Source organism: Shimia ponticola, assembly GCF_007995215.1.
Classification (GTDB): Bacteria; Pseudomonadota; Alphaproteobacteria; order Rhodobacterales; family Rhodobacteraceae; genus Shimia_B; species Shimia_B ponticola.
In genome coordinates this window covers 231,468-243,726 of the sequence record NZ_VCDK01000001.1, presented here as the reverse complement: position 1 = coordinate 243,726, position 12,259 = coordinate 231,468, and the positions used below count along the sequence as shown (strand labels likewise).

The 12,259-nt window shown below is 59.2% G+C and carries 13 protein-coding genes; 7 read left to right on the top strand and 6 right to left on the bottom strand.

What is annotated here, in order from left to right; genetic code table 11:
• Window positions 1-17 precede the first annotated feature (17 nt).
• On the top strand, window positions 18-803 hold the full coding sequence (locus FE702_RS01240; RefSeq protein ID WP_147124395.1) for an adenosylcobinamide-GDP ribazoletransferase: 786 nt from the start codon (window positions 18-20) through the stop codon (window positions 801-803).
• 45 nt (window positions 804-848) lie between these two features.
• Here the strand turns inward: FE702_RS01240 and FE702_RS01235 are convergent, their stop codons facing one another.
• From FE702_RS01235 to FE702_RS01215, 5 genes are all read right to left on the bottom strand, one after another.
• Window positions 849-1,358: a CarD family transcriptional regulator gene (locus FE702_RS01235; protein WP_147124394.1), complete on the bottom strand. Its 510-nt coding sequence runs from the start codon at window positions 1,356-1,358 to the stop codon at window positions 849-851.
• Between the two features lie 254 nt (window positions 1,359-1,612).
• Window positions 1,613-1,951, bottom strand: coding sequence for a ferredoxin FdxA (fdxA, locus tag FE702_RS01230; RefSeq protein WP_147124393.1), 339 nt, complete (start codon window positions 1,949-1,951; stop codon window positions 1,613-1,615).
• Window positions 1,952-1,981: 30 nt separating this feature from the next.
• Window positions 1,982-2,380 (bottom strand): RNA-binding S4 domain-containing protein, encoded by a 399-nt coding sequence (locus tag FE702_RS01225; protein ID WP_147124392.1) that lies wholly within the window; start codon window positions 2,378-2,380, stop codon window positions 1,982-1,984.
• A 1-nt stretch (window position 2,381) separates the two neighbouring features.
• Window positions 2,382-5,237: a helicase-related protein gene (locus FE702_RS01220; protein WP_147124391.1), complete on the bottom strand. Its 2,856-nt coding sequence runs from the start codon at window positions 5,235-5,237 to the stop codon at window positions 2,382-2,384.
• A gap of 32 nt (window positions 5,238-5,269) precedes the next feature.
• Window positions 5,270-5,824: a tetratricopeptide repeat protein gene (locus FE702_RS01215; RefSeq protein ID WP_255449541.1), complete on the bottom strand. Its 555-nt coding sequence runs from the start codon at window positions 5,822-5,824 to the stop codon at window positions 5,270-5,272.
• A 101-nt stretch (window positions 5,825-5,925) separates the two neighbouring features.
• Here FE702_RS01215 and FE702_RS01210 point away from each other — a divergent pair, with 101 nt between their 5' ends.
• Window positions 5,926-6,213 carry an SCP2 sterol-binding domain-containing protein gene (locus tag FE702_RS01210; RefSeq protein WP_147124390.1) on the top strand — a complete coding sequence of 96 codons (288 nt, stop codon included), beginning with the start codon at window positions 5,926-5,928 and terminating at the stop codon, window positions 6,211-6,213.
• Window positions 6,214-6,216: 3 nt separating this feature from the next.
• On the top strand, window positions 6,217-7,155 hold the full coding sequence (locus tag FE702_RS01205; RefSeq protein ID WP_147124389.1) for an alpha/beta fold hydrolase: 939 nt from the start codon (window positions 6,217-6,219) through the stop codon (window positions 7,153-7,155).
• A 3-nt stretch (window positions 7,156-7,158) separates the two neighbouring features.
• Here FE702_RS01205 and FE702_RS01200 read toward each other — a convergent pair whose 3' ends face one another.
• On the bottom strand, window positions 7,159-7,920 hold the full coding sequence (locus FE702_RS01200) for an HpcH/HpaI aldolase family protein (RefSeq protein ID WP_147124388.1): 762 nt from the start codon (window positions 7,918-7,920) through the stop codon (window positions 7,159-7,161).
• Between the two features lie 92 nt (window positions 7,921-8,012).
• Between FE702_RS01200 and FE702_RS01195 the strand changes: the two genes are divergently transcribed.
• From FE702_RS01195 to FE702_RS01180, 4 genes are read left to right on the top strand one after another with little or no spacing between them, the layout of a single operon-like run.
• Window positions 8,013-9,035 carry a ligase-associated DNA damage response exonuclease gene (locus FE702_RS01195; protein ID WP_147124387.1) on the top strand — a complete coding sequence of 341 codons (1,023 nt, stop codon included), beginning with the start codon at window positions 8,013-8,015 and terminating at the stop codon, window positions 9,033-9,035.
• A complete protein-coding gene (locus tag FE702_RS01190) occupies window positions 9,032-9,862 on the top strand; it encodes an alpha/beta hydrolase (RefSeq protein WP_147124386.1) in 831 nt (276 codons plus the stop codon). The genes FE702_RS01195 and FE702_RS01190 overlap by 4 nt, the downstream gene beginning before the upstream one ends.
• Window positions 9,859-11,451, top strand: coding sequence for an ATP-dependent DNA ligase (locus FE702_RS01185; protein WP_147124385.1), 1,593 nt, complete (start codon window positions 9,859-9,861; stop codon window positions 11,449-11,451). Before FE702_RS01190 ends, FE702_RS01185 begins: the two co-directional genes overlap by 4 nt.
• Window positions 11,444-12,259: an amidohydrolase family protein gene (locus tag FE702_RS01180; protein WP_147124384.1), complete on the top strand. Its 816-nt coding sequence runs from the start codon at window positions 11,444-11,446 to the stop codon at window positions 12,257-12,259. Before FE702_RS01185 ends, FE702_RS01180 begins: the two co-directional genes overlap by 8 nt.

Genomic DNA, 12,259 nt, shown 5'->3' with positions numbered 1-12,259 from the left:
ACAGAAAGGTCCAATCAATGCCAGCAGGCGACACAGATCAGTCACCCGGTCGCCATACGGCATTCGACCTGCGCGATATTCCGGCAGCGCTTGGATTGCTGACGCGTCTTCCGTTTCGGGTCGATCCGGCGTGGGCTATGGACCGTGGCGCACGCAGCGCGTGGGCCTACCCCTTTGCTGGGATCATCTTGGGTTTTGGAGGCGTCATCGTCGCGTTGGCGCTGAAGCACATGTCTGTGCCGTCTTCGATGATTGGCCTGATTGTCATAGCGGCTTGGGTGTTCTGCACCGGTGCCTTGCACGAGGACGGATTGGCCGACGCCTTTGACGGGCTGTGGGGAGGCTGGGACCGACAGCGACGCCTCGACATCATGAAGGACAGCCGCATCGGTACCTATGGCGTGATCGCCCTGGCCTTGTCGCTTGCAGCGCGTTGGCAGGGTGTCACATTTGCCGTGGAAGCGGGCTGGTGGTGGGCTCTTGTCGCTATCCCAACGGCCAGTCGCTGCGTGATGCCCGCCTTGATGAGGATGCCAAATGCCCGCCCCGGCGGATTATCGTCCAAGGTCGGCGCACCACCGGTTATTGCGGCCCGCACCGCTTTGGCGATCGGTGCGCTAAGCCTGATCCCGCTGATGGGCGCAGGCCTTTTGGTGGCCCTTGTTGTTGCTGCGCTTGCGCTGATCGTAAGACAGGTTGCGATGGCCAAAATCGGCGGTCAGACGGGTGACATTCTGGGCGCAACGCAGCAATTGAGCGAAGTCGGCGCATGGATCGTCGTCGCCGCAGTGATTGCTCCATAAAAAAGGCCGCCCTATCGGCGGCCCTTTTCACATATGTCGCATGACTTATGCAGCCCTGCTGTCCAGAACGTCCGTCACTTCCTTGGTCGCATCGCCTTCGTCTGCGCCGTTCACGGCGGCAAATTCGCGGGTCAAACGTTCAAGCGCCGCTTCGTACAGCTGGCGTTCGGAATAGCTTTGTTCGCGCTGGTCATCATTGCGGTGCAGGTCGCGAACGACCTCGGCAATGGCGATGAGGTCACCAGAGTTGATCTTTTGTTCATACTCTTGCGCGCGGCGTGACCACATGGCCTTTTTGACCTTGGCCTTGCCTTTCAGCGTTTTCATCGCCTGACCAACAACGTCCGGGCCTGCCAAGGGGCGCATACCCACTTCGGTCGCCTTGTTGGTCGGGACGCGCAGCGTCATCTTGTCTTTCTCAAACGAGATCACGAACAACTCCAGAGCGAAGCCAGCGACTTCTTGCTCTTCAATGGAAACGATCTGGCCAACACCATGTGCTGGATACACGACGTAATCATTCGGGCTGAACGGGCTCTTCGCAGATTTGCTCATGTGGGTCCTTCCTCACATATGCGCCAATCCCCTTGGCGGGCACCGGCAAAAGAAACGCGAAAAAGACACCCAAGGCACCACGCGGTGCCCGGTTTGGGCCGACTTTTCCGGTCAAAAAACCCATCCGAAGCGGCAGCTTACTGGATGGGTCGGTCTGTCATCTGCTTAGTGTATACCATACGAATCACCCTTTTTGAAGGGTGGCACGTCTTACGTATGGGAAATCTGCATAGATTTCAGTCGGTTTGGGCGTCTTAACCGCCTTCACCCGCCGCTTCTGAGAACATGGTTTCCAGCTTGCCAGTCTTGCCATCATGCTCTTCTGCATCGGGCAGTGGGTCTTTTTTAGTGATGATGACGGGCCATTGCTCGGAATACTTGCGGTTGAACTCGACCCATTTCTCGGTGTCTGGCTCAGTGTCCGGCAAAATTGCTTCTGCGGGGCATTCGGGTTCGCAGACACCGCAGTCGATGCATTCGTCCGGATGGATGACCAACATGTTCTCGCCCTCGTAGAAACAATCCACTGGGCACACCTCGACACAGTCGGTGTATTTGCAAGCGATGCAGTTGTCGGTCACCACGTAGGTCATGCAAGCTGTCCTTTTCTCATCTCTTTCCGCTTATCCCAGCGGTTTGCGGCCTTCAAGCGACGAGATGGCGCGCCGGTCGCGTTTTGTGGGCCGCCCCACCCGATCGTGACCCGGCGACCTCATATCTGGTCCCTTTTCACGCAGTTCAGGTGGGCTGAGATCGGTGTAGAGCGCCTGCGCCTCGGGGGCTGGACCACGTCGGGTGCCAATTGCGTCGATCTGGATCACGCGAATGATCTTGCCCTGCGGAAAGGTCAGAACGTTGCCGGGCGCCACGCTCCGCGATGGTTTCGAGATCGGCGTAGAGTCCACTCGGACCTTGCCATCAGATACGACTTTCGCGGCAAGGCTGCGGGTTTTGAAAAACCGCGCATGCCATAGCCATTTGTCGACGCGCAGGCTGTCTGGGGCCTCCTGAGTGTCGGTCACATCAGTCCTTTTTCAGCCCCATCAAAGCGGCTGCAAACGGGTTGTCCGGATCAATACGATCCTTTTTCTCGGGGCGGCTGGAATAGGTTTTTGCCCCCTGGTTGCCGCGTGGGCCACCTTTGCCTTTTGGTCCGCCCTTGCCTTTTGGGCCACCTTTGCCTTTGGCACCTTTCGGCGGGCCGCCACGGCGGTTGCCCTGCGCTCGGTTATTCTGACGCCGCGCCCAGGTAAATGTGTAGAAGGTTTCGATTTCAGGCTCCGCAGGTGCTTCATCTGCGGCTTCCGCTGTGGCGTCGACGGGTGCCTCGGCTGTGGTTACTTCGGGCGCGTCCGCCGCATCAGTAGGCTCTGCCTGTTCAGTCGGGGCCTCCGCACTCTCTGGCGCACTGGCTTCAGACCCGGCCTCTGGCGACGTTTCCTCAGTTGCCTCAGATGGCTTGGCTTCAACGGCCGCGGCAGGTGCTGCTTTGACCTTTGGGCGCTCACCCTTTTCGGCGGCGTAACCAAGGCCTTCCATCAGGTTGGCAAACTGTTCGAGTGTCAGGCCCGTGATCGACAGCATGTCTGCCGTCGCTTCAAACCCACCGCGCGAGTCCAGCCCGCGCAGCATGTCTGCCAAACGCTCGACCATGTCGACGCGGATCGCGCGGTCACCGGCAACGCGGTATCCGGCGCAAGTGTGGAACCAGTCCGGCACCCCCTTCATCGTCGGGATCGTGACCAGACCGGGTGGCGGGCTTTCAGGGAACTCCTGAATGCCTTCGACCAGCGATTTCAGAACCAGGCGCAACCGCGTCGGAGCAGGCTTCAGCAGAAGCGGCATGAAGATGGTGTATTGACCAAAGCGAATGCCGTGCTTGCGCAATGCACCACGCGCTTCTTGGTCCAGCGATTTCACATCATCGGCGACGTCGCCGCGCTGCACCACGCCAAGTGCTTCGACCATCTGGAACGCAAACCCACGTGCCAGACCGGTCAGAGCTTCGTCTTTTTGCATCGCCATAAGCGGCTCAAACAAGGTCGCGATCTTGCGGTCGATAAAGTGCTGAAGGCGACGCGCCACCTTTTCGGCGACCTCAGGCCCAGCTTCTTCGTCGACGAAGGCTTTGACCTGCGGCTTCATCGCATCACTGCCAGGAACCAGCTTACCTACAGCGTGTTCGCCCCACATCAGGCCACCCTGTTCGGTGAAATCCAATTCCGTATCGGGCGCATTGTACATCCGGTCGCTGCGCAGGTTGAATTCAGGTTGAAGCGCCTGAATGGCTGCGGCGCGCAATGTCTTTGCTTCGCTTGGTGAGGCGCTGGTATCCTGACGGAAACGGAACCCTTCGAGTTTACCCACGAACTGATCCTCGATGGTCACTTCGCCTTTATCATTTACGTCAGCCACCAGGCTCTCCTTCTGTTTCAACCGCCGGAGCAGAACTGACGTCCGGCGGTCGACAAATCTTTGTGTCAATGCACCATGCAGCGCATCTGACAGGCGGTCTTCTACGGCACGAGTCGCCTCGCGCCAATGGCTTTCCTCATCAACCCAACCAGTTCGTTGCGCCACGTAGGTCCATGTGCGGATGTACGCCAATCGTTTGGACAAAGTATCGATGTCACCGTTCACGCGGTCGATGCGTTTGACCTGCCGTGCCATCCAATCGCTGGGTACCCGCCCGCGTTCGTGCAGGTAGCCATAAATCGTGGTCAACAGACCCGCGTGTTCCATCGGCGAAATGCCCCGAAAATCCGGCACGCGGCAGACGTCCCAAAGCAGGCGCACGGACTTGGGATCAGACGCGCGCGCGCGGACTTCTGCATCTGCAGCCAGGGCTTTGAGCGCGGCCAAGTCATCGCTTTCGCGCACACGGGTCAGCAGATCATCATCGGTTGGCAATTCCAGTGACTGGATCAGTCGGTCAATCGTGCCGAATTCCAGCCGCGAATTGCGCCACTGCAGTTTTTTCACAGGCGCAAACCGATGAGACACGATGGCATCGGTCAGGTCTTCGTGCAAAGGCGACGCTTCGCCGGTGACACCAAAGGTCCCGTCTTCCTTGTACCGACCGGCACGACCTGCGATCTGTCCCATCTCGGCTGGGGTCAGATCCCGCATCTTGCGGCCATCAAATTTTCGCGTCGCCGAAAATGCGACGTGCCGAATATCAAGGTTCAGCCCCATGCCAATGGCATCGGTGGCCACAAGGTAATCGACATCCCCGTTCTGATAGAGATCGACCTGCGCGTTGCGCGTGCGCGGGCTGAGCGCGCCCATGACCACCGCCGCCCCGCCCTTTTGACGCCGCAAAAGCTCGGCTATGGCGTAGACATTTTCGACACTGAAACTGACAATGGCCGAGCGCGGGATCATCCGGCTGACCTTTTTTTCACCGGTATAGGTCAGGTCTGAGAACCTTTCGCGACGCATGAATTGCGTGCGCGGTTCGATATCGGCGATGGCGCCGCGCATCGTCTCGGCACCGAGAAACAGCGTTTCATGGGTCCCACGGGCATGCATCAGACGATCTGTAAAGATATGTCCACGCTCGGGATCGGCGCACATCTGGATTTCGTCGATGGCCACGAAATCGCAGCCCAGCCCCTCTGGCATCGCCTCGACCGTGCAAACCCAATATTGGGTGCGTTCGGGAACGATGCGCTCTTCGCCGGTAACAAGCGCCACGACCGATGGGCCACGCTGCGCCACAAGCCGATCATAGACTTCGCGCGCCAAAAGCCGCAGCGGCAATCCGATCACACCCGTACGATGCGCCAACATGCGCTCAAGCGCGTAATGCGTTTTTCCGGTGTTTGTAGGGCCCAGAACGGCAGTGACCCGCCCGCCTGATAGACCGGTGCCTGCCATAATGTCTTTTGCCCCTTACGCCGGGGCCAGTATCAGATGCGCTGGCCCGCGGTCAGTTTCTCGAGTTGATCGATCCGCTCTTGCAGATTCTCGCGATGAGGATGAATTGCCTCGACCGCGCGCAGAACCTCTAACGCCTGTGCCGGGCGGTCAAGGTCTTGTAAAATGACAGCAAGCCCAGACAGCGCCCCGAAGTGCCTTGGTTCAAGCCGAAGCGCGACCTGAAGGTCAGACAGAGCAGGTCCATAAAGCTCGGCTTCGTAATAGGCCGTCGCCCGTGCGTGCCAGCCTTGCGCAAAATCAGGCGCATGGTCGGTCAGGGCCGTAAAATGCTCAATGGCCTCTTCCACGCGGTCATCTTCAAGCGCTGCGCGCCCGCGCTCCAACAAAAGATCCATCGCGGGAGAGCCAGATTTGGCCCATTCCTGCCAGATCTTGTCTTCGATTGGCTTGTACTCGCCGGGCTCGACCGTCTGCAAACGTTCGAACAACGGGTCCAGCGTATCGGCCCAAACTGGTAGGGAAATCCCCACCCCGGCGAGAAATGCCGCAACGGCACAGCTATGGCGCAGTGTTTTTCCTGTCATATCTTGGTTGAATGTAACGGGCAGGACGCGAAAAACCAGCCCTGCGCAGTCCTGACACAGGGCTGTGATCGGAAACGCCAAACTCGAACGGGAGAGACGAGATGAGCATTGTGGATCAGGCCGTGACGGCCCTGAACGAAAAGATCAGCGGCGGCTTTGACGGCGGCGTAGCAAAATTCGTCATCGAAGACGAAGGCGCGATCATGATTGATGGCGATGGCGCGCGGGCAGGCGACGAAGACGCGGACGTCACCCTGACTGCCGATGCCGAGACGTTTCAGGGCATCCTTGAAGGCGACGTCAACCCGACGACCGCATTCATGACCGGCAAACTGAGCGTCGATGGTGACATGGGCAAAGCCATGGCCCTCGGCGGGCTGTTGAGCTAAGCCATGGAGGCTGCACCGTTTTATAGCGATGTGGCCTACGGGCCGGACGGCCCGGAGATTGAGGCGTCAGCCTATTGGCTGACGACCGATGACGGCCTGCGCATTCGTCTGGGCGTCTGGCCCGAAGGAACAAAGGGAACGGTTCTGCTGTTCCCAGGGCGCACCGAGTATATCGAAAAATATGGCGAGGCCGCGCGCGAGTTCCGCGCACGTGGTCTTGCAACCATCGCGATTGACTGGCGTGGTCAAGGTCTGGGCGAGCGCATGTTGCCCGTCAGGGACATCGGCCATGTGGTCGACTTCTCGGATTACCAGCATGATGTGAAGGCTGTTCTAGCCGCCGTCGAAACGCTCAACCTGCCAAAACCTTACTATCTGATGGCTCACTCCATGGGCGGATGCATTGGTTTGCGGGCTTTGATGGAGGGTATGCAGGTCAAAGCGGCGTGCTTTTCTGCACCGATGTGGGGATTGGCCCCGTCCCCTCTGATCCCTGTGGCGTGGGCGTTGACCACCGCATTGCGGCCTATCGGTTTGGGCGACATGCGCGCGCCTTCAACATCGCCCGTCACCTACGTGCTTGAGGCTCCGTTCGAGGACAACACCCTCACCACGGACCCCGAGATGTGGGAATTCATGCGCAATCAGGTCAGCAACCATAGTGACCTTGCCTTGGGCGGGCCGTCAGTACGATGGCTTAACGAGGCGCTGCACGAAATGCTGGCTTTGTCCAAACGCCCTGCCCCGGACGTGCCTTGCGTGACCTTCTTGGGGTCGAATGAGCGCATCGTAAGCCCTGAACGCATCAAAATGCGCATGCCCGGCTGGAAACACGGCGCGCTGGAGATTCTGGACGGCGCAGAGCATGAAGTGATGATGGAGCGTGAGGACGTCCGCTCATTTGTGTTTGACCGCGCGGCAGACCACTACCTCGCGGCCTGATACCTATTTCAAAGCGTGAACACCTTTTGCGTCGGCGGTAGCACCGGCGCGCATCCAGCTGTGTTCGGAGGCGATGAAGAACATGCTGACGCCGTAAGGTCGTACCTTTTCGGCCCCGGCAGCATTGGCGACGAAGGTCATGTAGGCCTTGCCATTGTCAGCCGCTGCCTTGCCGCAGCGTTCGAAAGCAGCCATCAATTCGGGACTGTCTTGGGATGTCTTCCCATACCCGACTGACAAATCCGCCGGACCGATAAAGATGCCGTCGATGCCCGGCGTCGCGGCAATTGCTTCTACCTCTTCTACGCCTTCAGGCTCTTCAATCTGGGCGATCATCACAGTCTGATCGTCCTTGCCCAGGACATCCGACATGGCCCGCGTTGCAAAGCCGGCCCAGCGTGACGAACCGGCATATCCCCGCCCGCCCAGTCCAAAATGGCCGGACTTTGCGACCTCGGCCGCCTTTTCGGCGCTGTAACAATGCGGGGCCACGATCCCGACCGCCCCGCTATCAAGCGCTTGAAGGATGTTTTCTGGTGATGCCGAAGCTGGCCGCACAAGAACAGGGAAATCCAAGGCATTAGCCATCGCAAGACAGGCATCAAGCCGCGCTCTATCAAACGGTGCGTGTTCTGCATCCAGACACAAAAAATCCAGATCAGACTGGGCGAGCACCTCGATCAATTCGTAAGACGCCGTCTTGAGAAACGTCCCGGCCAGCAGGTCGCCCGCCAACATCCGTGATTTGAAATCTGCAATGCCCATTCCGGCCTCCCTTTGCTTTGGCGCAAGCGAGCACGGATTGGGCTTTACTTCAAGCGCTGGCCATTGCGCTGTGAAACGCTAGGCTTGGGGACATGGCGGATGTGCTGACTTTTACCGACCGTGGCATCTACTGCGCCGCTGGGGATTTCTACGTGGACCCGTGGAAATCGGTTGACCGCGCATTGATCACCCATGGCCATGCGGATCATGCTCGTTGGGGCATGGGGTCATACCTCGCGACCGAGCAAGCAGCGCCTGTTATGCGGATGCGATTGGGTGACATCCAGTTGGACACGATCCGCTACGGAGAGGTTCGTCAAATTGGCAGTGCCTCGGTATCCTTTCACCCAGCGGGTCACGTGCCCGGATCAGCGCAGATCAGGATCGACGTCGGCGGCGAAGTCTGGGTCGTATCGGGGGATTACAAAGTCGTCAGCGATGGGCTGAGCGAACCGTTCGAGCCCGTGAAGTGCCATGCGTTTATCAGCGAGTGCACCTTTGGCCTGCCGGTTTTCACATGGGACAGCCCAAAGGATGTCGCCGCCAAGCTGAACACATGGTGGGCCATCGCTGCAGCAGAAGGAAAGACGGCAATTGTCGGTGCTTATTCCTTGGGTAAAGCCCAGCGCATTCTATCAAGCTGCGATCCTTCCATTGGGCCGATCCTGACGCACGCGGCTATTGAGAACACAAACGAGGTCCTTCGCGGTCAAGGCTACAGCCTGCCCGATACGGTCCGGGTGACGGCTGAAACGGATCGCAAAGCCTATCGCGGCGCATTGGTCGTCGCCCCGCCATCTGCGCTTGGGTCGGCATGGGCGCGCAAGTTCGGGGCAACGACAACTGCTTTCGCATCGGGTTGGATGGCGCTGCGCGGGGTGCGGCGCAGGCGTGCGGCTGACCGGGGTTTTGTCATGTCAGACCATGCCGATTGGCCGGGTTTGAACTCTGCTATCGCCGAAACCGGGGCCGAACGGATTTTTGTCACCCATGGCTACACTTCCGTGTTTCGAAAATGGCTGGAAAGCCAAGGCTATGACGCCAAGATCGTCGAAACCGATTACGACGGCGAAAGCCTTGATGCCACTGACACCAGTACAGAGGATGCTGCATGATCCCCGACAGCCTGATCCGCCTACGCGCCAAATACGTTCAAAGAGCCGGGCTTGCTTTCATCGCGCCACAGCCGTTGCTGCGCAAGGTCTTTGAGTTGGAGGCACGGCTGACGACGAAACCGGTCAAAGGCGTGCAGATTTCCGAAACGGCTATCGCGGGCGTGTCGGGGCTTCGCTTTGCACCAGATGGCGTCCCCGAGGATGCGCCAAAGCTCCTGTATTTCCACGGTGGCGGGTTCACGATTGGATCACCGAATACCCACAAATGGATGATCGCGCGCATCGCCAAGGCAGCAGGCGTGAACGCTTTTGCGCCCGACTATCGCAAAGCGCCTGAACACCCCTATCCTGCCGCACAGGAAGATGCGCTTGCAGTGGCCAAAGCCTATCAGCCTGACGCGGTTTCAGGTGATAGCGCCGGTGGAAACCTGTCGCTTTACGCATCGACGCAGGTGCCACTGAAGGCGATGGCGCTTCTGTCGCCCTTTGCCGATCAGACTCGGCTCCACTCGGCGGATTTTTCGAACGAGCATCTGATCCCGGTGGCTTGGGTGCGCCGCGTGAAAGCCGCCCTGAAGGCCGATGCCGAGGACCCGAAAGCGTCGCCCCTGCTTGGCGACCTGAGCATGGCTCCGCCCACGCTGATACAAGTCGGTAGCCAAGAGGTTTTGCGCCACGATGCCGAAGAGCTTGCCAGGGTGATCCCGGACGCGACGCTGTCGATTTATGACCGGATGCCTCATGACTGGCAGTTGAACGCCGGGTGGAACGCGACCGCCGATCGCGCCGTCGCAGAGATATCCACGTTCTTGAAGGCGCACCTTTGAAACGGTTCGCCAGCCTTTTCACACAGGTCGATCAGACCACAAAGACGTTGCCCAAGGTGGCGGCACTCAAGTCCTATTTCGAAGAAGCGCCAGAAGAAGACCGCCTCTGGTGCATCGCGATATTCTCGGGCCGCCGCCCGAAACGCACCCTGACGACACCGTTCCTACGAGGTTGGGCGGCCGAAAAGGCGGGCATTCCGCTTTGGCTGTTTGAAGAAGCGTATCCAGTCGTGGGCGATTTGGCCGAAACCATCGCGCTTGTCTTGCCACCTGCCACGCGGGACAGCGATCAATCTCTGACCCATTGGATCAATGTCATCCGCACGCTGCCCACGCTCGAAGAGGAAGAACGCAAGGCGACCGTGCTGGATGCGTGGGACCAGCTTGATCCAATCGAACGGTTCATTTTCAACAAGCTGCTGACAGGCGGATGGCGCGTTGGCGTCAGTCAAAAACTGATGACCCGCGCACTGGCGCAAGCAACGGGACAGGACGAGGCGGTCATCACCCATAAGCTGATGGGAAATTGGACGCCGGATACGACGACCTATCAGCAATTGATCGAAGCCGACGATCCGACAGCCGACCTGAGCCGCCCGTATCCGTTTTACCTTGCCTATCAGTTGGAGGACGGGCCAGAGGCGCTTGGGACACCTTCTGAATGGCGGGCCGAACGGAAATGGGACGGCATCCGAGGCCAGTTGATCGTGCGCGGAGGGGAACACCACCTTTGGTCGCGTGGCGAAGACTTGATGACCGACAGGTTCCCGGAGTTTACGGTCACGCCTGATTTTCTGCCCGATGGCACCGTGATTGACGGTGAGGTTTTGGCCTGGGCCGATGGCGCGCCTTTGTCATTCAATGCTTTGCAAAAACGGATCGGACGCAAAACCGTCCCCAAGAAGCTCTTGGCCGAGGCACCCGTTATCCTGAAATCATACGATCTTTTGGAGTTTGATGGCGAGGATTGGCGCGACCGCCCATTTGATGAACGCCGCGCCCGGTTAGAAGCGCTTGTTCATGAACTGCCGTCCGAGGTGCCCGTCAAGCTGTCACCCCTCGTTGCCTTTGAGACTTGGGACGCACTGACCACTGAACGCGAAAAGTCCCGCGACTTGAACGCAGAAGGCGTTATGCTGAAACGCGGTGATAGCCCCTATCTGTCAGGGCGCAAGAAGGGTGATTGGTGGAAATGGAAGGTCGATCCGCTCGTGATTGACGCCGTCATGATCTACGCTCAGGCGGGGCATGGGCGGCGCGCCAACCTTTTCACGGATTTCACCTTTGCGGTCTGGAACGGCAATGATCTCGTTCCGTTCACCAAGGCCTATTCCGGCCTGACAGACGCTGAGTTCCGTGAAATCACAAGCTGGGTCCGCAAAAACACACAGCAGCGCTTTGGCCCCGTAAGGCAGGTCACCCCGCACCATGTCTTCGAGATCGCGTTCGAAGGCATTCAGGAAAGCCCCCGCCACAAATCCGGCGTTGCACTCCGCTTTCCGCGCATGTCACGCTGGCGTAAAGATAAGCCTCTCCAAGAGGCCAACACGCTCGACGACCTAAACGACATGCTGAGGATTTATGGCTGAAATGCCCGCAGACGCCGTGAACGCGCACGTTCACCTGATTGGCGACGATTATGCGCTATCGCCAAACGCCGTGGAAACCCCACCCGCCGGTACGCTCAACGACTGGCTAGGCCACTATCGCACGCACTTGAGCGAGATGGGCTGCACGCGTGGCGTCATCGTGCATTCGATCCTTTATGGAACCGATAACAGCATCACGCTCGATGCCGTTGCTGCGATGGGCAGTGGATTTGCAGCCGTGGTGCTGGTGCCGGACGATGTCAGTGACACAGAGCTTGACCGGTTGGCGGATGCAGGCGCTAAGGCCGTCCGTCTGAATTACGTCCACGGCGGTGTTTTGACATGGGACGGGGCCAAAGCATTGGCACCGCGTCTTGCGGACCGAGGCCTGCATATCGAGATGCTGGCCCATGCGCATTTGCACCTTGAAGACTTGGCGCAGGACGTACCGCACCTGCCTTGTGACGTGGTGTTTGATCACTGCGCGTGGCCGGATGCCGCGCTTGGCGCGGATCATGCTGGGATCGCCGCCCTCTGTCGTCTGCTGGCCGAAGGGCAGGCATGGACCAAACTCTCTGCCCCCCATCGCTGGGCCAAGACAGACGCCGAGGCTGACAACATCCGCACGGCCTTGCTGCGCGCCAATCCTGAACGGTGTCTCTGGGGCTCGGATTGGCCGCATCTGATGCTGGGCGGCGTGGACACGCCAGACCCCATCGCGCAGTGCGAGGCCCTGCGCGCAAAGATGTCGGAGGCGGATGCGCAGGCAGTCTTTGTCGACAATCCAACGCGGCTCTACGGGATCTGA

Excerpts from the sequence above, each read along its gene's own strand:
- FE702_RS01200 (WP_147124388.1), bottom strand. The coding sequence starts at position 7,920 with ATGGGCATTGCAGATTTCAAATCACGGATGTTGGCGGGCGACCTGCTG.
- FE702_RS01220 (WP_147124391.1), bottom strand. The coding sequence starts at position 5,237 with ATGGCAGGCACCGGTCTATCAGGCGGGCGGGTCACTGCCGTTCTGGGC.
- FE702_RS01205 (WP_147124389.1), top strand. The coding sequence starts at position 6,217 with ATGGAGGCTGCACCGTTTTATAGCGATGTGGCCTACGGGCCGGACGGC.
- FE702_RS01210 (WP_147124390.1), top strand. The coding sequence starts at position 5,926 with ATGAGCATTGTGGATCAGGCCGTGACGGCCCTGAACGAAAAGATCAGC.
- FE702_RS01195 (WP_147124387.1), top strand. The coding sequence starts at position 8,013 with ATGGCGGATGTGCTGACTTTTACCGACCGTGGCATCTACTGCGCCGCT.
- FE702_RS01180 (WP_147124384.1), top strand. The coding sequence starts at position 11,444 with ATGGCTGAAATGCCCGCAGACGCCGTGAACGCGCACGTTCACCTGATT.
- FE702_RS01215 (WP_255449541.1), bottom strand. The coding sequence starts at position 5,824 with ATGACAGGAAAAACACTGCGCCATAGCTGTGCCGTTGCGGCATTTCTC.
- FE702_RS01240 (WP_147124395.1), top strand. The coding sequence starts at position 18 with ATGCCAGCAGGCGACACAGATCAGTCACCCGGTCGCCATACGGCATTC.
- FE702_RS01235 (WP_147124394.1), bottom strand. The coding sequence starts at position 1,358 with ATGAGCAAATCTGCGAAGAGCCCGTTCAGCCCGAATGATTACGTCGTG.
- FE702_RS01190 (WP_147124386.1), top strand. The coding sequence starts at position 9,032 with ATGATCCCCGACAGCCTGATCCGCCTACGCGCCAAATACGTTCAAAGA.
- fdxA (WP_147124393.1), bottom strand. The coding sequence starts at position 1,951 with ATGACCTACGTGGTGACCGACAACTGCATCGCTTGCAAATACACCGAC.